The organism is Kitasatospora sp. NBC_01266, assembly GCF_036242395.1.
Classification (GTDB): domain Bacteria; phylum Actinomycetota; class Actinomycetes; order Streptomycetales; family Streptomycetaceae; genus Kitasatospora.
In genome coordinates this window covers 774,311-798,578 of record NZ_CP108458.1, presented here as the reverse complement: position 1 = coordinate 798,578, position 24,268 = coordinate 774,311, and the positions used below count along the sequence as shown (strand labels likewise).

The 24,268-nt window shown below is 72.9% G+C and carries 21 protein-coding genes; 8 read left to right on the top strand and 13 right to left on the bottom strand.

The genetic code is table 11. The features are described 5' to 3' along the window. The first annotated feature begins 43 nt into the window (after positions 1–43). From OG403_RS03630 to OG403_RS03605, 6 genes are all read left to right on the top strand, one after another. A complete protein-coding gene (locus tag OG403_RS03630; protein ID WP_329561353.1) occupies positions 44–976 on the top strand; it encodes a hypothetical protein in 933 nt (310 codons plus the stop codon). A gap of 46 nt (positions 977–1,022) precedes the next feature. After that, the gene (locus tag OG403_RS03625; protein WP_329561352.1) at positions 1,023–1,748 is read left to right on the top strand and encodes a response regulator transcription factor; all 726 of its coding nucleotides are present in this window, start codon (positions 1,023–1,025) and stop codon (positions 1,746–1,748) included. After that, a complete protein-coding gene (locus OG403_RS03620; RefSeq protein ID WP_329561351.1) occupies positions 1,745–3,271 on the top strand; it encodes a sensor histidine kinase in 1,527 nt (508 codons plus the stop codon). Before OG403_RS03625 ends, OG403_RS03620 begins: the two co-directional genes overlap by 4 nt. A 75-nt stretch (positions 3,272–3,346) precedes the next feature. Continuing rightward, positions 3,347–3,790: a universal stress protein gene (locus OG403_RS03615; protein WP_329561350.1), complete on the top strand. Its 444-nt coding sequence runs from the start codon at positions 3,347–3,349 to the stop codon at positions 3,788–3,790. Positions 3,791–3,855: 65 nt separating this feature from the next. Beyond that, on the top strand, positions 3,856–4,203 hold the full coding sequence (locus OG403_RS03610) for a PadR family transcriptional regulator (protein WP_329561349.1): 348 nt from the start codon (positions 3,856–3,858) through the stop codon (positions 4,201–4,203). Beyond that, entirely contained in the window at positions 4,200–5,255 is a 1,056-nt protein-coding gene (locus OG403_RS03605) for a hypothetical protein (RefSeq protein ID WP_329561347.1), read from the top strand. Before OG403_RS03610 ends, OG403_RS03605 begins: the two co-directional genes overlap by 4 nt. Positions 5,256–5,325: 70 nt before the next feature. Here the strand turns inward: OG403_RS03605 and OG403_RS03600 are convergent, their stop codons facing one another. The 5 genes from OG403_RS03600 to OG403_RS03580 all read right to left on the bottom strand — a co-directional run bounded on the left by OG403_RS03600 (position 5,326) and on the right by OG403_RS03580 (position 12,831). After that, the gene (locus OG403_RS03600) at positions 5,326–7,554 is read right to left on the bottom strand and encodes an RICIN domain-containing protein (RefSeq protein ID WP_329561345.1); all 2,229 of its coding nucleotides are present in this window, start codon (positions 7,552–7,554) and stop codon (positions 5,326–5,328) included. Positions 7,555–7,603: 49 nt separating this feature from the next. Further along, complete coding sequence (locus OG403_RS03595) at positions 7,604–9,583, bottom strand: hypothetical protein (RefSeq protein ID WP_329561343.1); 1,980 nt, start codon at positions 9,581–9,583, stop codon at positions 7,604–7,606. Positions 9,584–9,594: 11 nt separating this feature from the next. Beyond that, positions 9,595–10,467 (bottom strand): carbohydrate ABC transporter permease, encoded by an 873-nt coding sequence (locus OG403_RS03590; RefSeq protein WP_329561341.1) that lies wholly within the window; start codon positions 10,465–10,467, stop codon positions 9,595–9,597. Continuing rightward, positions 10,464–11,411, bottom strand: a complete 948-nt coding sequence (locus OG403_RS03585) for a carbohydrate ABC transporter permease (RefSeq protein ID WP_329561339.1) — start codon at positions 11,409–11,411, stop codon at positions 10,464–10,466. Before OG403_RS03585 ends, OG403_RS03590 begins: the two co-directional genes overlap by 4 nt. Positions 11,412–11,511: 100 nt before the next feature. Continuing rightward, on the bottom strand, positions 11,512–12,831 hold the full coding sequence (locus OG403_RS03580) for an extracellular solute-binding protein (protein WP_329561337.1): 1,320 nt from the start codon (positions 12,829–12,831) through the stop codon (positions 11,512–11,514). A 146-nt stretch (positions 12,832–12,977) separates the two neighbouring features. Here OG403_RS03580 and OG403_RS03575 point away from each other — a divergent pair, with 146 nt between their 5' ends. Both OG403_RS03575 and OG403_RS03570 read left to right on the top strand, forming a co-directional pair. Next, complete coding sequence (locus OG403_RS03575) at positions 12,978–14,252, top strand: ROK family transcriptional regulator (protein ID WP_329561336.1); 1,275 nt, start codon at positions 12,978–12,980, stop codon at positions 14,250–14,252. A 186-nt stretch (positions 14,253–14,438) separates the two neighbouring features. After that, positions 14,439–15,017, top strand: coding sequence for a DUF5994 family protein (locus OG403_RS03570; protein ID WP_329561334.1), 579 nt, complete (start codon positions 14,439–14,441; stop codon positions 15,015–15,017). A gap of 75 nt (positions 15,018–15,092) precedes the next feature. Here the strand turns inward: OG403_RS03570 and OG403_RS03565 are convergent, their stop codons facing one another. The 8 genes from OG403_RS03565 to OG403_RS03530 form a co-directional block, all read right to left on the bottom strand. Further along, positions 15,093–15,365 (bottom strand): hypothetical protein, encoded by a 273-nt coding sequence (locus OG403_RS03565; RefSeq protein WP_329561332.1) that lies wholly within the window; start codon positions 15,363–15,365, stop codon positions 15,093–15,095. A 99-nt stretch (positions 15,366–15,464) separates the two neighbouring features. After that, on the bottom strand, positions 15,465–16,157 hold the full coding sequence (locus tag OG403_RS03560) for a phosphoribosyltransferase (RefSeq protein ID WP_329572085.1): 693 nt from the start codon (positions 16,155–16,157) through the stop codon (positions 15,465–15,467). Between the two features lie 114 nt (positions 16,158–16,271). Then, positions 16,272–17,300 (bottom strand): IPT/TIG domain-containing protein, encoded by a 1,029-nt coding sequence (locus OG403_RS03555; RefSeq protein ID WP_329561330.1) that lies wholly within the window; start codon positions 17,298–17,300, stop codon positions 16,272–16,274. A 196-nt stretch (positions 17,301–17,496) separates the two neighbouring features. Beyond that, positions 17,497–18,453, bottom strand: a complete 957-nt coding sequence (locus tag OG403_RS03550) for a cytochrome c oxidase assembly protein (protein WP_442911043.1) — start codon at positions 18,451–18,453, stop codon at positions 17,497–17,499. A 195-nt stretch (positions 18,454–18,648) separates the two neighbouring features. After that, positions 18,649–19,674: a 6-phosphofructokinase gene (locus OG403_RS03545; protein ID WP_329561327.1), complete on the bottom strand. Its 1,026-nt coding sequence runs from the start codon at positions 19,672–19,674 to the stop codon at positions 18,649–18,651. 443 nt (positions 19,675–20,117) lie between these two features. Further along, positions 20,118–20,849, bottom strand: coding sequence for a type 1 glutamine amidotransferase (locus tag OG403_RS03540; protein ID WP_329572083.1), 732 nt, complete (start codon positions 20,847–20,849; stop codon positions 20,118–20,120). 356 nt (positions 20,850–21,205) lie between these two features. After that, positions 21,206–22,477 (bottom strand): MurT ligase domain-containing protein, encoded by a 1,272-nt coding sequence (locus tag OG403_RS03535; RefSeq protein WP_329561326.1) that lies wholly within the window; start codon positions 22,475–22,477, stop codon positions 21,206–21,208. A gap of 276 nt (positions 22,478–22,753) precedes the next feature. Then, positions 22,754–24,187 carry a GNAT family N-acetyltransferase gene (locus tag OG403_RS03530; protein WP_329561325.1) on the bottom strand — a complete coding sequence of 478 codons (1,434 nt, stop codon included), beginning with the start codon at positions 24,185–24,187 and terminating at the stop codon, positions 22,754–22,756. Between the last annotated feature and the right edge of the window lie 81 nt (positions 24,188–24,268).

Here is a 24,268-nt window from a genome sequence, read left to right as displayed (position 1 = left end):
CCAAGAGGTCCGTTCACCCACTTGAATCGGGAGACTCCCCACCATGCGTATCCGCCCCTTCTCGATCAGCGCTCGGCTGCTGGCCGTTGTCGGTCTCGCGGCACTCGGTGCGACCTCTTTCACCAATGCCGGCGCCGCCTCCGCCGCCACCACGCCTGGCCACTACGGGGTGAAGCCGATCCACCAGGGCATCCGTCCGCTGGCGTCGAGCAACACCCTCAAGGTCGGCTCCAGCGCCTCCCAGGGCGTGGTCTCGCCCACGCCCAAGGTCTACCTGGTGTTCTGGGGATCGCAGTGGTCCGCCGACCCGGCCGGTGTCGCGCCCGACATGCAGAAGATGTTCAAGGGCCTGTACGGCAGTCAGGACACCTGGGGCACCATCCTGTCGCAGTACTGCGAGGGCGTCGCGAAGGGCACCAGCGACTGCGGCACCAAGGGCACCCACATCGTCCACCCGACCAGCACCCCGCTCGTCGGGACCTGGTTCGACAACGCGAGCGCCGCCCCCTCCAGCGCCACCACGAGCCAGCTGGCCGCCGAGGCGGTCAAGGCCGCCAAGCACTTCGGCAACACCAGCCAGGCCCCCAACCTGAACGCCCAGTACGTCATCCTCTCCGCCACCGGAACCCACCCGGACGGCTTCCCGAGCAGCGGCTTCTGCGCCTGGCACGACTACACCGCCTCGTCCTACGGCAACCTCGCCTACACCAACCTGCCGTACGTCCCGGACACCGGCGTGGACGGCTGCACCACGCTGACCGACGGCCGGGCGCTGTCCGGCATCGAGTCCACCGAGACCCACGAGTACGCCGAGACGGTGACCGACACTTGGCCCAGCATCGGGTGGAACGGCGGCGGCGGTGAGATCGGCGACGAGTGCGAGAACATGGACGCCTTCGTCCAGCTCAGCACCGGCAGCTTCGACCTCCAGGGCCTGTGGTCCAACAGCGCCGCGAAGTGCGTGACGCACAGCTGACGCACCGCCCGCTTCCCCCGTCGACCCAGGAACCGCAGGGACCCGCATGGACAGCGCACCCGACCTCGACCGACCGCGGCGGCGGATCCTGGTCGTCGACGACGAACCCGACCTGGTCGAGGTGATCTGCGCCGCGGTGGCCTACGAGGGCTGGGAGGCCCGCGCGGCCACCACGGGTCCGGACGCCGTCGCCGCTGCCGCCGCATGGCGACCGGACGCGGTGGTCCTGGACGTCATGCTGCCCGAGTTCGACGGTGTGGAGGTGCTCAGGCGGATCCAGCGCCAGCAGCCCGAGGTGCGGGTGCTCTTCCTCACCGCCCGGGACGCGGTGGAGGAGCGGATCGCCGGTCTGGCGGCCGGCGGAGACGACTACGTCACCAAGCCGTTCAGCCTCGGCGAGGTGATGGCCCGGCTGCACAGCCTGCTGCGCCGGGCCGGTGTCCCCGCCCGGCCCCCGGCCGTGGGACGGCCGGGGGCCCTGGTGGTGGGCCCGCTGATGCTGGACGACCAGGCCCACGAAGTGACCCGGGACGGGCGGCCGATCGAGCTGAGCCCCACCGAATTCGCCTTGCTGCGCTACCTGATGCAGCATCCGCGCCAGGTGCTGAGCAAGGCGGAGATCCTGAACGCCGTCTGGTCCTACGACTTCGGCGGCCAGGCCCACGTGGTGGAGCTCTACATCAGCTACCTGCGGAAGAAGGTGGATCACGGCTGCCCGCCCGTGATCCACACGGTGCGGGGGACCGGCTACGTGCTCAGAGTCCCGCGGTGAGACACCCGGTCCGCTGCCGTCCGGTGCCCCGGACGCTGCGTTCGCGGCTGATCGCCGGCCTGCTCACCCTGCTGGTGCTCACCTGTGCCGGGGTGGGCCTGACCACCACCGGCATGCTGCGCCACTTCCTGACGGTCCAGCTCGACCAGCAGCTGGCCGACACCAGCGACCGCTACGCCGCCAGCCTGGAGCCCCGCGCCGCCGTGGGCCCCGCCGGCACCGACGGGCAGTCGGGCGCGGCGGAGGACGACGGCGACACCCGGGCCCAGGCGCCGGGCACCTTCGGCGCCCGCCTGGAGAACGGGGTCGTCACCAACGCGGGCGTGGTGGACGGCGACGCCGACGACGCCGAGGTGGAGGCCGGCGAGCTGGCCCCGGACACCGCCGACCTGGTCCACCTGACGGCCCGTGACCAGCGGGCACTGGCCGCCCTGGCGGTCGGCGGGCCGGCCGCCGAGGTCGACCTCTCCTCGCTGCACCGCTACCGGGTGCACGCGATCGCCGGCCAGGACCACGACGTGCTGGTGATCGGACTGCCGCTGCGCCCGGTGGAGGACACCGTGCACCGGCTGATCACGGTGGAACTGCTGGTCTTCGGCGTGGCACTGGCCGTGACCGGGGTCGCCGGCGGGCTCTGGATCCGCTGGTCGCTGCGCCCGCTGGGCCGGGTGGTCGCCACCGCCGAGGTGGTCAGCGCCCTGCCGCTGTCCAACGGCGCGGTGGCGCTCTCGGTCCGCGCCCCGGACGACGACCCGCGCACCGAGGTCGGCCGGGTCGGCAGCGCCCTCAACCGGATGCTCGGCCACCTGGAGGACGCGCTGGCCCAGCGGCAGGCCGTGGAGCAGCGGCTGCGTGCCTTCACCGCGGACGCCGGGCACGAACTCCGCACGCCGCTGGCCAGCGTCCGCGGGCACACCGAACTCGCGCTGCGCCACCCCGGCCCGGTCCCCGCCCCCGTCCGGCACTCGCTGACCCGGATCGACGCCGAGTCGCGCCGGATGGGCCTGCTGGTCGAGGACCTGCTGCTGCTCGCCAGGCTGGACGCCGGCCGCCCGCTCGCGTTCACCGAGGTCGACCTGACCCGGATCGCGCTGGACTGCACCACCGACGCCCGCGCGGCGGGACCGGAGCACCGCTGGCGCCTGGCCCTGCCGGAGCAGCCGGTGCTGGTCCGCGGCGACGCCCACCGGCTGCGCCAGGTGGTGGGCAACCTGCTGACGAACGCCCGCACCCACACCCCGCCGGGCACCGAGGTGACGCTGCGGCTGACCGTTGCGCGGGGGAGCGGGCCGACCGGGCCGGGCGCGCGGCTGGCGGTCACCGACACCGGGCCCGGCATCCGCCTGCAGCCGCCGGAACGCGCCTTCGAGCGCTTCGTCCGCGGCGACGAGGCCCGCTCCCGCAGCTCCGGCACCACCGGTCTGGGCCTGTCCATCGCGCACACCGTGGTCAAGGCGCACGGCGGCACCCTGGCGGTGTCCAGCCGCCCGGGGCGCACGGTCTTCACCGTCCTGCTGCCCTGAGCCACCGCCTGGTGGCAGACCCGGCCCGGCAAGGGCAGCGTGGAGAGCAGCGGTACCGGAGAGAGGTGGACAGGCATGAGTGGCAACGGCTCTTCACCCCGGGTGGTGGTCGGCATCGACGGATCGCCTTCGTCGCACGCCGCGCTGCGCTGGGCCCTGCGGCACGCCGAACTGACCGGCGCGACCGTGGACGCGGTCGGGGTGTGGGAGCCCCCGTCCCGTTTCGGCTGGTCGGCGCCGGTGGTCGACACGTCGTTCGACCAGGAGCTGGCGCAGCGGCGGTTCGCCGAGGAACTCGACGAGGTGCTCGGCCCGCGGCGCTCCGAGCGGGTCCGGGAGCAACTGGTGCTCGGCAATCCGGCCGAGGTGCTGCTCGACGCGGCGGACGGCGCCGATCTCCTGGTGGTCGGCAGCCACGGCCGCAGCGCGTTCGCCCGCACGCTGCTCGGCTCGGTGAGCCAGCGGTGCGCCTCGCACGCGAGCTGCCCGGTGGTGATCGTCCGCCCGCCGGGCGCTTGACGGCAGGTCAGCAGTCCGTCGAGAGGCATGGACAGCATAGGTAGATCAGTTGTATATGTAATCGCATGACAGAACGCTCCATGCAGGAGCCGACACTGCTTCTGCTCACCGCACTGGCCGATGCCCCTCGGCACGGGTACGCGCTGATCCAGGAGGTCGCCGCGATCTCGCGGGGCCGGGTCACGATGCGCACCGGCACGCTCTACAGCGCCCTGGACCGGCTGCTGCAGCAGGGGCTGATCCGGGTCGACCGCGACGAGGTGGTCGACGGCCGGGCCCGCCGGACCTACGCGCTCGCCGACCCCGGACGCGCCGCACTGGCCGCCGAAGTCGAGCGCCTGCGCACAGTGGCCACCGAGGCCGAGCGCCGGCTCGCTCTCGCCCGTCCCAAGGCCAGGGGGGCCTTCGCATGAACGACCAGCACACCGACGCCGCCGACCGGCCCGCCGCGAACCCCGGCCCCGCCCCGCTGGGCCTGCGCCTGGCGCTGCGGCTCTACCCGGCCCGCTACCGCGCCGAGCGGGGCGCGGAGATCGCCGCCGTCCACGCGGACGCCACCGCGGACGCGGGCCGCTGGATCCGGGCCCGCGAGTCGGCCGGCGTCGCGGCCTACGGGCTGCGGGTGCGCAGCGGGCTCGCCGCCGACCGCCCCGCCGGGCGGCTGCTGGCCGTCCTCGCGCCACTGGCCGCCGTCGCCGCACTCGGCGGCGCACTGCCGTCCATCGCGCAGCTGCTGCACCACTGGCTCTTCGATCAGGCGCCCGCCGGGAACCACGACCCGAACTGGCAGTTGATGATGACCGCGCACGCCGTCGCGTACGGCCTGTGGCTGCCGGTCGTGGCAGCCGCGCTGTTCGGCCGGTGGACCGCCGTCCGGGTGCTGGCCACGCTGGCCGCCCTGGCCGCCGTCGCGGCCTGGGGCACCGACATGTACGCGCTCACCGCGGGCATGCCCGGCTTCCCGGTCCAGTTCGACCTGTCCCTGCTGGTCCAGCAGTGCGGCCCCGCCGTGCTGTGGGCGCTGCTGGTCCTCGCCGCACCCCCGGACCTGCTCGCCCGGCGTCCGCTGCTGCGTCGGCGACCGGAGCTGCCGGCGGCCCTGCTCGTCCTGGCGCTGACCGGGGCGCTGACCTATTTCCTCAACGACAACGGCACCTGGAAGGACGCCGCCGTCTACCAGGCGATCGCGGTGGCCGGCCTGTCCCTCTCGCTGCTGTCCCTGGCCGCGCTGCGCTGGGGCCGACTGCTGCCGGCCGCCGTGGGGCTCGCCCTGCTGCCCCCGGCGCTGATGTGCGGTGCCATCGAGGCCTTCGTCACGGTGCAGTTCGGCAGCTCCGTGACGTTCAGCTACCCCGCGGTCCTCGTCGGGTTCGTCGCCGGCGCGGTGCTGCTGGCCCTCCTGACGGCTGCCGCGGTGCGCTTCCTGCACCGGTCCCCGGGCACCGCCGGACCGGCCGGGGCATAGCGGGCGGAAACGGGAAACACCGGGTGCCCTGGTCGCAGGACCAGGGCACCCGGCGTGCCGCCGGTGACGGTCAGCCGATGGTCCAGCGCTGCAGCGCCGAGCCGGTGTCCGGCTGCTGGGTGACCAGCGAGCCGTCGGAGGTGGAGGCGGTGGTCAGCACCAGTCCGCTGCGCTGCGAGGTGATGGCGTAGCCGCCGCTGCCCGCGGTCACCGTCCAGCGCTGGTTGCTGCTGCCCGTGCAGGTCCACTGGATCACCTGGGCGCCGGCGGCGGTGGAGCCGCCGCTGTCGTCCATGCAGAGGCCGGACTGGCCGTTGGTGATCTGGTAGGAGCCGTCGGACTGCTGGGCGAAGACCCAGGTCTGGTTGCCGCCGCCGTTGGGGGTCCAGGTGATCAGCTGGGTGCCCGCGGTGGTGGAGTGGTTGGGGTCGTCCAGGGCCATGCCGGAGGCGGTCAGGGTGTGGCTGCCGTTGAGGGAGGAGCTGGCCGTCGGGGTGAAGGTCAGGGTCTGCTCGGCGGCGGTGCGTCCGCCGCCGACCGTGCTGCCGGTGGTGTCGGTCCAGCTGCGGGTGGGCGTGGTCTCGGCGAGGCGGCTGCTGTTCGAGGAGAGCCCGAGCACCAGGCCGCTGTAGCGGTTGACCAGGCGGAAGCTGCCGGTGGCCGTGGTGCTGGGCACCAGGAACCACTGCTGGCCCACGGACGGGCCGCCGGCGGGCGCCGCGGTGACGGTGGGCGTGGTGCCCCAGGCGCGGTCGGTGGTCTGGGTGGAGTCGACGCCGAGCAGTTGCCCGGTGGCCGAGTTGACGACCTGGTAGGAGCCGTCCCCGTCCGCCACGAAGCTCCAGGACGCCAGGGCGGAACCGGTGGCCGCGCCCAGTGAGGTGGTGGCGGAGCCGCCCTGGACCTGGGCGAGGAACCGGCCGGCGGCGCTGCCGATCTGGTAGGCCTTGCTGGTGTCCACCGGTGCCGGGGCCGGGCTCGGGGAGTTGAGGGTGACGTCGGTGTACTCGCCGTTGGATCCGTTCGAGCAGGACCAGGCGCAGTAGGAGCGGAAGGACTTGCCGACGATGGTGTTGTTCGTCCGGTTGGCGCTGTCCAGGAACCAGCGGTACCAGGAGGCGGTGTGGTAGCTGCCGGTGTCGCCGAGCAGGAACCACTTCTGGGTGGCGAGGTCGGCGGTGGCGTAGTACTGCTGGGGGGCGTTTCCGCTCTGGTCGACGCCCTGCGGCTCGCCGATGTACAGGCCCAGGTAGGCGTCGTAGGTGACGTCCATGACGAACAGCGGTGAGGTGGCGGGCATCTGGCCGGCCGCGATCTGCTGTTCGGCGGTGCCGGTGTTGGCCGGGTTGTACTCGTCCGCGGGCGGGGTGTAGCCGGTGGTGTTGGTCGAGTCGACGGGGACCAGGTTGCTCTCCTGCCCGCCCTGACCGGGCTGGGACCAGGAGCCGTCGTACCACTTCTGCCAGGAGCCGGGAGCCATCTTGTCGGCGATCGGCGCGCGCGCCACGTGCTCGTAGAAGGCCTTCCAGCCGCCGCTCTTGTCGATGACCCGCGAGCCGTAGAAGACGTAGAAGTAGCCGGAGGCGGTGTCGGTGTAGAGCCGCTGGTCGCCGTCGCCGTAGTAGTACGTCTGGCCGGGGAACTGGGTGGTGTCGCCGCGCTGGGTGCTGTACGGCGAGGTGATGGCGTGGTCCTTGATGGTCCAGGTGTGGCCCTGGTCGGTGGAGACCGCGTAGTCGATGGCGTCGTAGTGCAGGCCGTCGCCGAACGGCGAGGGGGTGAACTCGTTGTGCACCAGGCCGTACCAGTCGCCGGTGTCGGGGTCGACCCAGGTGCCGACCAGGTCGCAGTAGTTCTTCTGGGCGTAGCCGGCGTTGCCGGGGGAGTAGCTGGCGCTCTGGCCGGTGGGGCTGTTGTTGCAGCGCCAGGTGGTGTCGTTGTTCTCGTCGCTGGGGTTGGCGGGGTTGGCCGCGTTGTCCAGGCCGCTGTCGGCGGTGGCGGAGTCGAAGTCGGAGCCGGTGAAGAAGGTCCAGGAGCGGTTGTCGGTGGCGCCGTAGAGGGCGTCGGCCTCCTGGTAGTGGAAGGTGCCGTCCTTGTCCGTGTACGGCGCGGCGGGACTGTCCGAGATGTTGCCGAACGGCACGGGGGTGCCGACGCTGACGCTGTATCCGGAGGTGGGCACGCCGGCGCGGGTGGCGCCGGCGGGGGCGGCGGTCGCCGGGGTGGCGGCCAGGCCGGCCAGGCTCAGGGCCGCGCTGGTGAGCAGCGCGACCAGGGCGCTGCGGGGTGGGGGGAACACGGATTCTCCTTGCTGTGCGGAGCGCACACCGCTGGGGGGTTCGGTGGAGTCAGTGCCAGTCCACGACCAGCCAGCCGCGGTGCGGCAGGTCCTGGTCGAGGGTCAGCCCGCGCTGGTGCTCGGTGATGCGGGCCGGGATCGGGGGGGCGAGCGGGGCCAGCAGGGTGGCGCCCGGGCCCTGGGCGGCGGTCGGCAGGGCGATCCGCGGCCGGGCCGGGTCGGCGCTGCCGTTGGCCACGGCGAGCAGCCAGCCGCGCTCGGTGCGGGACAGGTGCGGGAGCAGATGGGGGCCGCCGCTGACCAGCGGCAGCGCGGGCCGGTCGCCTTCGAGGAACCGGACCATGGCGTGCAGCAGCTGCTGGCCGTCGTCGTCGTAGGGCAGCAGCTGGGGCGCGGTCGCGGCCAGCACCGCGACGCGGCCGCCGAGTTCATTGCGGAACACGAACCGGCCCGGCCCCCACTGCCGCTGATCCGGCGTCAGGATCGCGGTCCAGGTGTCGGCCTCGGGCACGAGGGCCAGCCTGGCCAGCGCGGGCTGGACGTTGACGCTCAGGTACACGTCCTCGCCTGCCAGGTGCTCCAGGGCGTACGGCTCGGCCGGGTCGGCGCTCTCCCGCTCGATCAGCTCGCAGGCGCTGATCCCGAGCAGCCGGCCGAAGCCGCGCCGGGTGAGGATCTCGGCAGCCGTGCCGTCCAGCAGCAAACCGCCCGACAGCATTCGCTCGAGCTCGAAATCTCCGAAGGACCAAGCGAGTTGGCCGAAGATGGCCTGCACGGGAGCCGGGTTGGCGATGACCGGGACGCCGTAGCGCAGCAGGTGGTCGGCGGCGGGTGCGGCATCGACGGTGAGCGCGGCGAGCTCGCCGCCGGCCCTGGTTCGCACGTGCGCGGCGGCCTGCTGCGGCATCGGCAGGCCCACCCCGTGGGTGCTCGCCGTGCGCGACCGGCGTCCGGCGACCCAGTCCAGGGCGGGGCGGGTGCGGCGCAGCAGCTCGGCCACCCGTGGGAAGCGCAGGGCACGGCCCGACTGCATCGGGTGGACGTTGAGGAACATCGCGTCGGAGCCGGCGAGTTGGGCGGCGACCAGCTCGGACCAGGTCTGCGTGTCGGACTTCGACCAGGCGGTGTGCGGCCAGTTCTCGATCTCCGGCTCGCTGGTCGCGTGCTCCGGGCGCAGGGCCCGCTGGGCTTCCAGCATCCAGAGCGAGAAGCTGAGTTCGCGTCCGGGCGCGTCACCGTAGCGGGCGAAGTGCGGGCGGTGGGCGACCTTGCCGTTGATGCTCAGTGCCTCGAACAGGGCCGGCCAGTCGCGGCCCTCCGCCGAGTGGACGCCGAGTTCCGAGCTCATCAGGCCGAGCTGGACGCGCCCGCCGGACTGCTCGCCGACCGCCGCCGCCACCTGCTCGGCCACCTCCAACTGTGCGGTGCGCCAGACCTGTTGCAGCAGGGACCGCCACGGATGCGGGGCGCCGGGGGCGGTCACGGCGGCCACCAGCCGCTCACGGGTGACCGGTTCGCCGGCCAGCGCCGCGAACCGCTCCAGCATCAGCGGCTCGAAGCCGCCGCCCCAGTGCAGCGGGGCGTGGTTGTGGTAGCGGAAGTCGTCCTCCAGCCAGAGCACCCGCAGGTCCAGTGTGGCGTACCGGGCGTACCGCGCGGCCAGCCAGGCGCGCCAGCGCGGGCAGGCGAAGGAGGCCTGGGCGGTGGCGACTTGGCCAAGCGGGTCGACCATCGGGGCGAAGCCGAGGGTGTTGCCGCGACCGCGGTCGGCGTGGCCGACGGTGACCCAGGGGTTCAGGCTGACCGCCAGGCCGGCCTCGCGCAGGATCGTCGTGGCGGTCGCCGTGGTCCCGAAGGCCAGGTCCTCGGCCCGGCCGGCCGGGTGGCCGGTGTGGAACTCCTCGGCCCCGAGCAGCAGCACCACCTCGGTGACCCCCGCCTCGGCGCAGAACTTGGCCAACTCGCCGGCCTGCTGGGCGGCGTCCGGGGTGGGGTGGAGCTGGAAGCGCAGGTGGTAGCTCGCGGGCACGCGCGGACTCCTCACTTGGTGCTGCCGGCGACCAGGCCGGAGCGCCAGAAGCGTTGCAGGGACAGGAAGAGGACGACCAGCGGGATCGCGGAGATCATGGCCGCGGTGATCACGATGTTGAACGGCACGGCGCTGGGGCCGATCCCGCGCTGCGCCTGCCAGCCGACGATGCCCACGGTGACCGGCTGCAGGTGGTCGTTGGCCAGCATCAGCACCGGCAGCAGGTAGTTGGTCCAGATCGCGACGAACTGGAAGAGGAAGATGGTCACCAGGGCCGGCGACATCACCCGCAGCGCGATGGTGGCGAAGATCCGGAACTCGCCCGCGCCATCGATCCGTCCGGCCTCGATGAGCTCGTCGGGGACCGAGGCCCCGGCGTAGATCCGGGCCAGGTAGACCCCGAACGGGCTGACCATGCTGGGCAGCAGCACGGCCCAGTAGGTGTTGACCAGATGGATCTGGGAGAACATCAGGTAGAGCGGGACGGCCAGCAGCGGCTGCGGGACCAGCACCGCCGCGAGCACCGAGTTGAAGGTCAACTCCCGGCCGCGGAAGCGGTACTTGGCCAGGGTGTAGCCGGCCAGCGCGGCGATCAGGGTGCTCACGGCCGCGCCGCCCACCGCGTAGAGCGCGCTGTTGGCGAGCCACTGCCAGTAGATGCCGCCCTGCTGGGCGAAGACCTGGTGGACGTTGGCGAAGAGCGCGAAGTGGGCGAACCAGAAGCCGTTGCCGCTGAACAGGTCGGCGTTGGTCTTGGTCGAGGAGACCAGCAACCACCAGACGGGGGCCAGGAAGTAGACCGAGGCGATCAGCAGGACACCGAGGACCAGCCAGCGCGAGAGCGGGGCCCGCCGGGTGCCGACGGGCTGCGGGGAGGTGTTCACAGGGCGCCTCCACGGCGCTGGACCAGCTTGAGGAAGCCGAAGGAGAGGACGAAGGCGAGCAGCGCGAGGATCACCGATTCGGCGGCGGCGGCGTTGAAGTTGTTGGCGTTCACGGCGTCGTAGGCGGCGTAGATCGGGGTGTAGCTGCTGCTCAGGTTGGGGGCGACGTTGTGCAGGATGGCCGGCTCGTTGTACAGCTGGGCGGTCCCGATGATCGAGAAGACCGTGGTGAGCACCAGCGCCGGGCGCACCAGCGGCACCTTGATCCGCCAGGCGATGCCGAAGGCCGAGCAGCCGTCCATGGTGGCCGCCTCGCTCAGTTCGGCGGGGATGGCCTGCAGGGCGGAGTAGATGATCAGCATGTTGTAGCCGGTCCAGCCCCAGGTCAGCATGTTGCCGATGGTGGGGGCCAGCATGGCGTTCGAGGTCAGGTCCAGGTGCAGGCCCAGGTGGTGGGCGGCGGCGGTGATCGGGCTCAGACCCGGGGCCACCAGGTAGGACCACATGATCGCGCCGACCACGCCGGGCAGTGCGTACGGCAGGAAGAAGGCCAGCCGGAAGAACCGCTTGAAGAGCGTGGACCTGGCGTCCAGCAGCAGCGCCAGGCCGAGCGCGATCAGCAGCATCAGCGGCACCTGCACCAGGCCGATCAGCAGGACCCGCAGCAGCGAGCCGCGGAAGTCCGCGTCGCCCAGCGCGGTGGCGTAGTTGGACAGCCCGGCGAAGACCTGGGTGGGTGCGGTCAGGCCGAGGCCCGAGCGGTGCATCCGGAACAGGCTCTGGTAGACCGTGTAGCCGATCGGGGCCAGGTAGAGCGCCGCGAACGGCACCAGGAACGGGGCGAGGAAGAGGGCGACGGGCCGCCCGCGCCGGCGCCTGCCGGTGCCGCGGGTGCCGGCGGGTACGGTGCGGCCGGCGGCCCGCTCCCTCAGAGCGGTGGTCATACGTGGACTGCCTTTCGGTGCTCAGGGCTTTCGGTGCTCGGGGCTTTCCGTGCCCGGGGCTTTCCGTGCCCGGGCGTGGCGCGGGTCGGTCGGCGGCGGGTCAGCCGCCCGCGACGGTCAGGCCCTGCTGCTTCATCCCGGCCACCGTCTTGCTCTGCACGGTGCTGAGCATGTTCGGCAGCGTGGTGCCGTCGGTGCCGGCCTGGCCGAGCCCGTCGCCGAGGTCGGTGGCGGTCTGCGTCATGGTCGGCCCCCACTGCCAGTTGGTGGTGATGTGGGCGCTCTCGCCCTTGAACACGTCGTAGATGGTCTGGCCGCCGTAGAACGGGTCCGGCGCGCTGAGCGCGGGGTTGGACAGGCCGGCGGTGGCGGCCGGGTAGATGCCGGTGACCTTGATCAGGTTGCTGACGCTGTCGGCGTCGGTGCTCATCCAGGTGGCGAACTCGGTGGCCTCCTTGGCGTGGCCGCAGCCCTTGAGCACCGCGGTGGCCGAGCCGCCGTCGTTGCCGTACACCGGGTCGGCGGCGTCCCAGACCGGCATCGGGGCGACGGCCCACTGGCCCGCGCCGGCCTTGACGCTGCTGGCGATGATCGGCGCGTCCCAGACCGCGTTGACGTCCGAGAGCACCGTGCCGTTCGCCAGGTCGCTGTAGAGCGAGGGGTCGTAGCTCGGGTCGGTCTTCAGCAGCTTCTTGTCCAGCAGGCCCTGCCAGTAGCCGGCCACCTTCTGGTTGGCCGCGCTGTCGACGCTCACCTGCCACTGGTCGCCGGCCGTGCCGAACCAGCCGGCGCCGGCCTGCCAGGCCAGGCCCGCGTAGTTGTAGGCGTCGTTGCCGAAGTCACCGAGGTAGACGCTCGGGTCGGCGGCGTGCACCTTGGCGGCGTCGGCCGCGTACTCGTCCCAGGTGGCCGGGGGCGTGGTGATGCCGTACTTGGTGAACAGGTCCTTGCGGTACATCAGGGCCATCGGCGCGGTGTCCACCGGGATGCCGTAGGTCTGGCCGCCGATCGTGACCTGCTGCCAGGTCCAGTCGGCGAACTGCGACTTGCCGGGCGCGGCGTACTTGGTGACGTCCTCCAGCGCGCCGGCGGCGGCGAAGCTGGGCAGCGTCTCGTAGCCGACCTGGGCCAGACAGGGGGCGTTGCCGGCCTTGGCGGCGGTGAGCATCTTGGTGTAGCCGCCCTTGGAGCCGGACGCGGTCTTGTCGAAGGTGACCTGGATGTTCGGGTGGGTCCGGTTGAACAGGGCCACCGACTGGTCGTACCCCGGGGCCCAGCCCCAGAAGTCCAGCTTCACCACGCCGCCGGCGGAGCCGGCCGAGTCCGCCGCTCCGGAGCCGCTGGAGGAGCAGCCGCTGGCGAGGGTCGCGGCGGTGAGGACCGCGATCGCGGCGGCCAGGGAGCGGGATGTTGCCTTCACGTACGTCTCCTGGAGGTCGTGGGGGGAAGAGCACGAGACCGATCAGGCTCGGACAGGATTGAACAAGCCAAATTCGTTCGGCTATTGTTTGAACTAACTTCGCTCAAGTCAATAGTCTGGGCTCGTACACACGAGAGGAGCTGTCGGTGAAGCAGGCGCTACGGGGGACGGGTGTGCGCGAGCTGGCCATGGCACGGCCGGCCGTCGCACGGGACCGGTCCGCGTCCCGGCGGGCGAATCTGAGCATGGTGCTGCGACTGCTGCGCGACGAGGGGCCCCGCTCCCGCGCCCGGATCGCCGAGGACACCGGCCTGCCCAAGGCCACCGTCTCCCACCTGATCGCCGAACTGCTGGACGGCGCCCTGGTCCGGGAGGGCGAGGCGGCCCGCGACCGCGGCGCCGTGGGCCGGCCAGGCCAGGCGGTGGAGGTGGACGGCCGCCGGGTGCACGGCCTGGGCGCCGAGATCAACGTGGACTACATCAGCCTGCTCGCCCTCAACCTGCGCGGCGAGGTCACCTTCGAGCGGCGCACCCCGCTCGACGTACGCGCGGTGGGCCCCGAGGCCGCGCTCGACGCGGTGGCCCGGCTGACCGCCGACGGGACGGCCGCCCTGCGCGACGAAGGCGGCCAGGTCGTCGGCGTCACCCTGGCCACCCCCGGCGCGGTGGACATGGACGCCGGAGTGGTCAAGTACGCCTCCAACATCGGCTGGCGGGACGTCCAGGCGCTGGCCGGACTGCGCCGGCGGCTGGGCCCCGGCACGCCGCAGCTGCACCTGGAGAACGACGCCAAGCTCGGCGCACTGGCCGAATACGTACTGGCCTCCGCCGACAACGTGCGCGACCTGGTCTACGTCACCGGCCAGACCGGCGTGGGCGTCGGCATCATCGCCGGCGGTCAACTCGTGCGCGGCACCGGCGGATACGCGGGCGAGGTCGGGCACCTGCGACTGGTCCCCTCGGACGAGCCCTGCGCCTGCGGGCGGCGCGGCTGCTGGGAGACCACGGTCGGCCGGGACGCGCTGCTGCGCTACGCCGCCGACCCCACCGACCCGGTCTGCGACCCGACGATCGACCTCGGCCAGCGGCTGGCCGAGCTGCGCGGCCGCGCGCACGCCGGCGACCCGCGCACGCTGGCGGCGCTGAGCCGGATCGCCGACCACCTGGCGCCCGGCCTGGCCCTGCTCGCCGACATCCTCAACCCCCGACTCCTGGTCCTGGGCGGGCACTTCGCCTACTTCGGCGAGCACCTGATCGACGCGGTGACCACCCAGGTGCACGCCCTGGTGATGGCACCGGATGCCGGCGGCTGCGAGATCGTCCTGTCCCAACTCGGCCTGACGGGCACCGCGCGAGGCGGGGCGCTGCTGTCGCTGGACGCCGTCTACCAGGACCCGACGGCGGTGATGGCGGGCGCGTAGCCGCTCCGCCGTGCGGGCGGGCCGGCGGACATCGGCCGACGCGACCGTGTCCGCTCGGGCTTCGCGCGGAGTAACCTGGAAGTCACCGAAGGCACTTCGCATGCCGGCACAGGACACTGGCGTCGTCTCCGGCGAACGCCTCTGCCGGACCCCATCCACATGGGGTCCGGAGACAGGTCCTTCATCATGACTGTGACCCTCGGCCGCGTGACCGCGCCGCCACCCATCGACCATCCCGTGCGGCTGTCGCTCGCGCCTGACGGTGTACGTGCGGGCCGCCTGGATGGCGCCTGGTGGCCCCGATCGCGTGACCTTCTCCTCGAAATCCCTTCCCTGGCTGCTGAGTTGGAAAAGCAGTGGGGAGAGGTCCTGCGGATCACCGTGAACCCGGCGCAGTGGCCGGTCATCCCGCGGCGGATCCCGGTGGCGGGACACCTGGTGCACGTGGGTTGGTTCAGCGAGGAGCAGGACCAGCACATGATCATGGTCTGTTCCTACACCCCGCGGCGACTCGAACTGCTCGTCGTCCCGCCGGCCACGGACATCGTCGACGCCGCTCGGCTGATGGCCCGAGCCGCCGACCCGGCGAGTATGCGTACCGCGAGCGCCCTGATCGGTGCCGATCAGGTCGATGGCCTGGCGGATTGGGAAGCGGGCTCGGAGATCCTCCCGTCGACCGCCGAGCCCACCGGCGGCCCCGACGAGGCCGCCGCTCGGGCGCGCGTCGCCCGGACCCGGGCGGCCGCCTGGTCCGGGCCGATGTAGCCGACCCGGCAGGCTCGGGTGCTCCTCCAGGCTCGGGTACTCCTCCAGGCTCGGGTACTACTCCAGGCTCGGGTACTACTCTCGGGACCACTCGCTCTCGGCCTGGGCACCGCCGGAACCGGGCTCGCCTTCCTCCCGGACACCGACCCTGACGGCCCGGGGGCCGGGGGCGGGTCCGGAGAGCGTGCGGACGAACACGTCCCGCAGATGGTTCGCCACCTGCTGGGGCGGTCCGTCGTACTCCAGCGGATTCGACATCGCGAGCGGATTCGACATCGAGGCACCGTCCCGCTGCGACCAGCGGCCGTCGTCGTCCTGGACCTCGAGGATCCACCGATAGTGCCGCACCTTGACCTCCCGCGACGTTGCGATCCCGCACCTGGACACGACCGTACGGGCAGGACGGTCCGGTGGTGTCACGGGCGCGCCGCCGCCCTGCTTCCTTCGCTAGCCCGCCTCACCGCTGCCGCGCGGGGCCGCCGCCAGGTCCAGCAGCCTGCGCACCTCCTGGTCGGTGGTCTGCTCGAAGTCGTTGTAGAACTGCCCGACCGCCTGGAACGAGGGCGGCGCGCTCAGGCAGACCAGGTCGTCGGCGAGCGGGCCGAGCACCCGCAGGGCCTCTGGAGCGGTCACCGGGACGGCCAGCAGCAGCTCGCTCACCTCCCGCCGGCGCAGCACCGCCATCGCCGCCCGCACGGTCGCGCCGGTGGCGATCCCGTCGTCCACCAGCACCACCGCCCGCCCGGTCACCTCCAGCGGGGGCAGCGACCCGCGCAGCAGCCCGGTCCGCTCGGCCACCTCGGCGGCGGTCGCGTCGGCGAGCTGCTCCAGGCGGTGGGCGGTGATCCCGAGCGCGGCGATGATGTCGTGGTTGAAGAGCCGGATGCCGCCCTCGCCGACCGCGCCGAGCGCCAGCTCCGGTTGCCCGGGGGCGCCGATCTTGCGGACCACCAGGATGTCCAGCGGCGCGTCCAGCAGCTGCGCCACCCGGTAGGCGACCGGGACCCCGCCCCGGGGCAGACCCACCACCACCGGGGCGTCGGCGCCCCAGGCCCGCACCCGCTCGCCGAGCAGTCGCCCGGCCTCGGCGCGGTCCCGGAAGGTCCGCCCGTGGTGCGTGTTGCCGTAGAACACCGTCATCGCGATCACCGCCCAGCCCCTCCAGCCTGCCACCATCCCCGGGCCCGGCACGAGCGGTGGCGGCCCTCGGACCGTTTCGCCGCCGGCCGCCGGCCGCCCGCGCCGGGCCTGCGGTCAGCCGGTGTAGGTGTACTGGTCCCCGCCGGCCACGGCGGTGATCCCGCCCGGGGTGAGCACCCGGACGTCGACCGTGCCGGTGCCGGCCGGCGCGGTGGCGGTGCACATGGTGGCTCCACAGGAGACGTCCTGGCCCGGGCGGTCACCGAAGAAGACCTGGCCGCCGGTCAGGTTGGTGCCGCCGAGGGCCACCCAGTTGCCACCGGCCGACGGCCCGCTGTTCACCCACAGGTTGGCCAGTACGGGCGCCGGGGGAGCGGGCGGCGGCGGGCCGGTGTAGAGGAACGCGCCCGGGGCGTAGGCGGTGCCGCCGGGGGTGACCACGGTGACCGGGGCCAGGCCCCAGCCGCCGGGCGTGGTCGCGGTGCAGCTGGTGTCGGTGCAGGAGACACCGGTGGCCGGAGTGTCACCGAAGAGCACCATGCTGTTGGTCAGCCCGGTGCCGCCGATGTTCACCGTGGTCCCGCCGGCACCGGGGCCGGTGAAGGTGTCCAGGCTGCGGACCTGAGGTGCGGCGGGGATGACCGGCGGCGGCGCGCTCTCGCCGCCGATGCCCAGGGTGGCCACGTTGTTGGCCGGGTTGCGGTCGTCCCGGTTGCTCACCGTCGCGGTGATCACGCTGGCCGGAACGGGGTTGGCCGAGGTGACGTGCACCTCCATGAACTCGGTCTGCCCCGGCTTGCGGGTGCCGGTGAAGACGGCGGTGACGTGGTGGCCGTCGGGCGAGATGGCGCTGGTGAAGGTGAAGTCCACCGTGGAGTCGGTCACCATGATGTCCTCGGCGGACATCCAGGACGGCAGGTCCAGGGTGATCTGGGTGGGCCCGGTGGTGTCGGCGGTGCCCACCGGTGTCCAGTAGACGCCGAGATCGCCGTAGCCCGGTACCACCTCGCCGGAGAGCGAGACGGCCTCGTCGGTGCCGCTGACCGGGGTGCCGGACGGTGCGGCGGCCATCGCGGGTGCGCTGCCGGCCAGGGCACCGACCAAGGCCAGTGCCGAACAGCCCAGGGCGAGTTTGCGCTTCATGGGTCCCCCCTCGGGATTCGCTGAGACCACGGTTATATCCTGATGGAGCATCAGTTCGATGTAATTTCGGGGAAGTTGTGTTCCCTGCGTGATGCGCTCTCGGCCAACTCCGGTGCGGCCGGCCCGCCGCCGAACAGCGAAGGACCCCGTCCGCCGGATCGGCGCACGGGGTCCCGTCGAGGAGCGAAAGCGGTGCTCAGCCCGCCTGGGCCGGCCGGTTGCCGCGCTTCTCCAGCGAGGCCAGGTAGGCGTTGTAGGCGACCAGCTCCGCGTCGCCGTCCCGCTCGGCGGCCCGGTCGGTGCGGGTGGCCTGCCGCTGCTCGGACTTGGACCACTGGAAGACCAGCGCGATCAGCACCACGGCGGTCGGGATCTCGCCGAACGCCCAGGTGATCCCGCCGGCCATCTTCTGGTCGGCCATCAGGTCGGTGCCGGGCGGGGCCATGGCCGAGTTGAAGGTGGTCACCAGCGGGCTGGTGGCCATCATCACCGCGACGCCGAAGAAGGCGTGGAACGGCATCCCCATGAACAGCTCGATGATCCGCATCACGTGCCCGGGCCGGTTCGGGCCCGGGTCCACGCCCATGATCGGCCAGAAGAAGAGCAGGCCGGCCGCCAGGAAGTGGACCATCATCGCGATGTGCCCGATCCGGGTCTGCATCAGGGTGTCGAAGATCGGGGTGAAGTAGAGGCCGTAGAGGCTCGCGATGAAGAGCGGGATGGTGAAGGCCGGGTGCGAGAGCACCTTGACGTACCGGCTGTGCAGCAGCGCCACCAGCAGCTCGCGCGGCCCGCGCGGGCGTCCCTTGCCGGCCGGGCGCAGCGCCCGCAGCGCCAGCGTGATCGGCGCGCCGAGCAGCAGCAGGATCGGCGTCAGCATACTGAGCACCATGTGCTGCATCATGTGCGCGCTGAACAGCACCATGCCGTAGTCGTTCAGCCCCGAGCAGGTCACCGCGACGATGGTCAGCACACCCAGGACCCAGGCCACCGAGCGCCCGATCGGCCAGCGGTCGCCGCGCCTGGCCAGCCGCACGACACCGGTGCCGTACAGGCCGAGCGCCACCAGGCAGCCCAGCAGGAACGGCCAGTCGGGCGACCAGGTGAGCACCGAGTGGAGCGAGAACGGGCCCAGCTCGTCCCCGTGGTGCATCCCTGTCATACCGTCCATCGGCGGTCCCGCTTTCCGTTGTGCCCAGGGACGTCCGGCCGCCTCAGGTCCGGTTCGTCCGTTTTTCGTCGGCACCCAGACTACGGCCGGCTTACCTGCCCGCTGCGGGCGCCCCCGGACTGAACACTGATGCCCCGCCGGGGTGGCGGGGCATCAGGGAGGTGGCGGGTCGGACGGTCAGATGACCATCTCGGCCTCGACGTAGCGCTCGGCCGGGACCGTCTTCAGGTCCGCCACCGCTTCGCCCAGCGGCACCAGGTTGATCTGGGTGCCCTGTAGCGCGGTGATGTGCCCGAAGGCGCCCTTGTGCGCGGCCTCCACGGCGTGCCAGCCGAACCGGGTGGCGAGCACCCGGTCGTAGGCGGTGGGGGTGCCGCCGCGCTGGGTGTGGCCGAGGATCACCGGGCGGGCCTCCTTGCCCAGGCGGTGCTCCAGTTCGCCGGAGAGCTGGGTGGCGATGCCGGTGAACCGCTCGTGGCCGTAGATGTCCCGGGTTCCCTCTTCCCAGTGCATGGTGCCGGCCTCGGGCTTGGCGCCCTCCGCGCAGACCACGATGGCGAACTTCTTGCCCCGCTCGAAGCGCTCGCGGACCACCTCGGTGAGCTTGTCGATGTGGAACGGGCGCTCGGGCACCACGATGGCGTGCGCGCCGGCCGCCATGCCCGCGTTGAGCGCGATCCAGCCGGTGTGCCGGCCCATCACCTCGACCACCATCACCCGCTGGTGCGACTCGGCGGTGGTCTTCAGCCGGTCCAGCGCCTCGGTGGCCACCGAGACGGCGGTGTCGAAGCCGAAGGTGACGTCGGTGCAGGCGATGTCGTTGTCGATGGTCTTGGGGACGCCGACCACCGGCAGGCCGGCGTCGCTCATCAGCTTGGCCGCCTTGAGGGTGCCCTCGCCGCCGATCGGGATCACCGCCTCGATGCCGAGGTCGGCGCAGTAGCGCTTGGCCCGCTCCACGCCGTCGCGCAGGTGGCTGGGCTGGACGCGGGAGGAGCCCAGGATGGTGCCGCCCTGGGCCAGGATGCCGCTGACCGAGTCGAGGGTCAGCGGGCGGTGGACACCTTCGAGGAGGCCTCGCCAGCCGTCCTGGAAGCCGATGATCTCGTCGCCGTGGTCGACCACCCCCCGGTGGACCACGGAGCGGATCACGGCGTTCAGGCCGGGGCAGTCGCCGCCGCTGGTCAGCACACCAATACGCATTGTTTCTGCAACTCCACTGGGGGCACCGCCCAGCCGCCAGGCTGGGGGAAGGACCGGATGGCCGGACTACCACCTTGGAAGGGCGGGGTCAGAATCGGACAAATCAAGCCGAAGCTGATCTTAGCGGCCCCCACCTCCGGCCAGGCGGGAGCAGGCACGGGAGCGGCGTCGTCGGCGCGCCCGCGCTGAGGTGCCGGCTGCCGAGGAGGGTTGCATCCGACGAGCTTTATTGTCGCTATTTCGCGAGGTGGAGGCTCCCGCCGCCGGATGCTGGACACCAGGCGGGCGGGAGACGTTCACGGGAGACGTTCACTCGGGCCGACCGACGGGTGTCGGTACGCACCGAGGGTGGCCCGCTCCGATCGACGATCCCTTGAGAACCGGCAGGCCGTCAGCCTGCCGGTGCCCGGCCGAGGATCGGGCGGTCCGACGGGTCGGGCGGCTCAGGCGGGCTGGCGGCCGGTGGCCGCGATCCGCTCGGCGCGCAGCGCGTCGTACCAGGTGGTGTCGGCCGGCGGGAGCGCGTTGACGTCCAGTGCCAGCTTGATCAGCAGGTCCGCGACCGCGGGGTTGCGGGCCATCACCGGACCGTGCAGGTAGGTGCCGAAGACGGTGTCCCGCCAGGCGCCCTCGGTGCCGTTCCCGTCGCCGTTGCCGCCGCCCACGGAGACCTGGGCCAGCGGCGCGACGCCCTGACCCAGGTGCGTGACGCCCTGGTGGTTCTCGAAGCCGGTCAGCGTCGCCAGGCCCAGCCGCGGGTCCGGCTCGGCCAGCACGTCGCCGACGCTGCGGGCGCCCTCGCCGCGGGTGGACCAGACGTCCAGCAGGCCCAGGCCCGGCTCGCGCTGGCCCAGGTCGTTGATGAACTCGTGGCCCAGGATCTGGTAGCCCGCGCAGACCGAGAAGACGATCGCGCCGTTGTCCACCGCGCGCGGCAGCCCGGAGTCCTGGCGCAGCCGCTCGGCGGCCAGGCGCTGCGGGCGGTCCTCGCCGCCGCCGATCAGGTAGATGTCGCCGCTGGTCGGGATCGGCTGGTCCGAGCGCACGTCCACCCGCTGCACGTTCAGCCCGCGCTGGCGGGCCCGGCGCTCCACGACCAGCGCGTTGCCGCGGTCGCCGTAGGTGCTGAGCAGGTCCGGGTAGACCCAGACCAGCCGCAGGCTGCTGTCGCTCATCCTGGAAGGCCTTCCATAGTGCTGCGGGTCGGGCTGCGGCTGGCCCGGCTGCGCGGGCGGCTGCTGGACGGCCTGCTGCTGGGCAGGCCTGGCGGGCTGGGCCGGGTAGCCGGGCTGCTGGTAGCCGGGGTGCGGCTGGCCACCGGGCTGCGGGGCCGGGGCCTGCGGCGGCTGCTGGGCGGGGTAGCCGCCCTGCTGCGGTCCGCCCTGCTGCGGGTAGCCGGCGGGCGGCTGCTGGCCCGGGTACGGCTGGCCCGGGTAGGGCTGGCCGGGCTGCTGCGGGTAGCCCTGCTGGGGGTAGCCGCCCTGCTGCGGTCCGCCCTGCTGGGGGTAGCCGGGATGCTGCGGGGGAGTGCTCATGACCCGGCCACCACCTTGCGCAGCTGCTGGAACGCGGTGTAGTTGGCGATCGCCTCGATCCGCCCGGGCGGCGCCATCCGGACCGCCTCCTCCAGCGTCTCCACCACGTGGAACTGCAGCCCGGCCACCTCCAGGCGCACCGCCAGGTCGAGTCGGCGCTGGCCCATCACGAAGACCGGGTGGCCGTGCAGCCGCTCGTAGTCCACGTCCCACAGCCAGGAGGTGTCGGTGCCGTCCGCGTCCAGCGCGTTCACCGAGAGGATCACCGGCGCGGGCGGGCCGTCGATCAGCGAGAAGGTCTCCAGCCAGCCGGCCGGGTTCTTGGCCAGCAGCAGGCGCACGTCGCGGCCCTGGTAGTTGACCACGTCGTAGCGGCCGGCCACCGCGGAGACCGACTGCATCCGCTCCAGGGCGGTCTGCGGCGGCACCCCGAAGACCGCGGCCACCGCGGCCGAGCTGGTGGCGTTGGCCAGGTTGGCCCGGCCCGGCAGCTGCAGCTGGATCGGCCAGGCGGCGCCGTTCGGGTCGATCACGTGGCTGCCCTGCAGCGCCCAGTGCGGCTGCGGACGGCGGAAGCCGCACTCCTGGCAGTACCAGTCGTCGCCGGGACGCTGCATCACGCCGCCGCAGGACGGGCAGGACCAGGCGTCCTCCTTCCAGGCCTGTCCGGCGGCCACCCAGACCACCCGCTGGCAGGAGGATGCGGCCCAGGTCACCAGCGGGTCGTCCGCGTTGGCGATGATCACCGCTTCGGTGCCCTGCAGGCCCTCGCGCCACTTCTCGGCCAGCATCCGGGTCTCGGCGGCCCGGTCCAGCTGGTCGCGCGAGAGGTTGAGCAGCGCTATGGCCTTGGGGTGGGTGTCCCGGGCGACGCCCGCCAGGTACTTCTCGTCCACCTCGATCACGCCGTAGCGCGCGTCCGAGCCGCCGGCCAGCGCGGAGGTGATCCCGGCCGGCATGTTGGCGCCCAGCGCGTTGGAGACCACGGGGCCGGCGGCGCGCAGCGCCTCGGCGATCAGCCGGGTGGTGGTGGTCTTGCCGTTGGTGGCGCTGACCAGGACCACGTCCAGGTGGTCGGCGAGGCGGGCGAGCAGGTCGGGGTCGAGCCTGAGCGCGACCTTGCCGCCGATCACCGAGCCGCTGCCGCGGCCGACCGAGCGGGAGGCGGCGGCAGCCACCTTGCCCGCCGTGACGGCGAGCTTGGAGCGGGCGGGCAGTGAGGAGTCGCGCGCGCCGGTGGCTGCGGCCTCCGATCCGGTGCCTGGCATGCTCAGGGGTTCCTCCTCTAGGCGACGACCCCCCTCTGACCTCGTACGGGGTCGTCAGGGGGCAGGGACGGGGCCAGCCTAACGGCTCATCGGAAGCAGGCCGAGCCACGGCCCCCTTCCTGCCCTGCCCGGTCGGGCGCCTGACACCTCTTCGACCCCTGGCCCAGCCGCCCGCCCGACCGGCCGCCGGGCGGCTGCCCCGCCCCGGCGGCGGCCCGGCGCGCACGCCGAGGGGGCGGCCCCGGCAGCCGGGAACCGCCCCCACCCGCGCGGTGTTCAGCGTCCCCCGGGCACCGAGGGCCACGGGCTCGGCAGCTGCTCCGCCGCGCCCGCCAGGTGTGCCGTGATCACCAGGGTGCCGTCCGCCACCTGGTAGTCCAGCGGCAGCTCCAGCCGCCGCATCGCGGCGACCAGGGCGGTGTTCCCGGCCTGGGTGACCGCGTAGACGGTGGCCACGCCGGCCTCGGCGGCCAGCGCCGCCATTCGGCGCAGCAGGTCCAGGCCCAGGCCCCGGCGCTGCCAGGCGTCCTCCACCAGCACGGCGAGCTCCGCGCTGTCGTCGTCCCACATCAGGTGGGCGAGCGCGACCAGCCGCCCGTCGGCCGTCTGCGCGGTCAGCGTCTGGCCGTGCCGGGGGTCGAGCAGGTGGCCCAGGTAGCGGTCGGCGTCCGCGACCGGGCCGTGGTAACGGCGGCGCAGGGTGGCCGGCGAGCAGCGCCGGTGCATGGCCAGCGCCGCCGCCTTGTCGCCCGGGTGGGCCCGGCGCACCGTCAGCTCGGCCTCCTGCGGCCCGCCGGCACCGGGCAGCCGCAACTGGTCCTCGACCTCGGGCACCCGGGGCCCGAGCACCGTGTCCAGCTCGACCAGCGCCTTGGCCCGGGCGAACTCGGTGGGCGTGAACGGCAGGTGCGGGCGGGAGAGCTCGATCAGCTCGCCGCCGGGCGCGGGCAGCAGCATCACCGGGCCCGCCAGGCGCGGCGCGGCCCCGGCGTGCTCGCCGCGGGCCGGGAACTGCCGGATGGTGACCTGGCCGAACAGCTGGCGCAGCGCGACGGGCAGCTCGGCGGCGTCCAGCGCGGTGCGGGTGGCCAGCGCCAGCACGTGGGTCGGCACGTCCACCAGGTCGTGCGCGTCGGCCGGGTCGGTCCAGATCTCCCGGCCGCCGGCCCTGGCGACCGCCTCGGTCAGCGCGGTGCGGGGCAGCGAGCGCGGGGCGCGCAGCAGGAACTCGTCCACCGTGGCGTCCGGCAGCGGGTGGGTCTGCAGCGAGATGATGCTGATCCGCAGCTCGGCCAGCGCCGCGCTGACGGCCGCCAGCGAGCCGGGCGCGTCCGAGACGGTGGCCCGCAGCCGCCACAGCCGGGTCTGCTCGGCGAGCGGACCGCCGGCCTCGGCCGATTCCCGTTCAGCCACCGGATCGGGGCCCGGCGGTCCGTGCGGATGGCGATGGGACCACCAGCTGTGGAACACCGCCGTGGCGAGCAGTGCGGCGGCGGAGGCGGCCAGCAGCACGGGGCCGTCGTGGCCGTGCACCACCACGTCGGCGACCAGGTCGGCGGCGGCCACCGCGAGGAAGACGGCCGCGAGCTCCACGGTCTCGCGGCGCCAGCGCGCCGTCCTGGCCAGTCGGCGCTGGGCCCGGGAGGTCTGCTGGGCCGGGTGGCCGGACGCGTGGTCGGGTCGGTGGGCAGAGGATGGCGATCGAGTCATGACCCCACCATGACGCGCTGGTGTTTCACGATCACGAATCTGTTATGACCACGCGGTAAATGTCTGCGGGGAAACCGACGG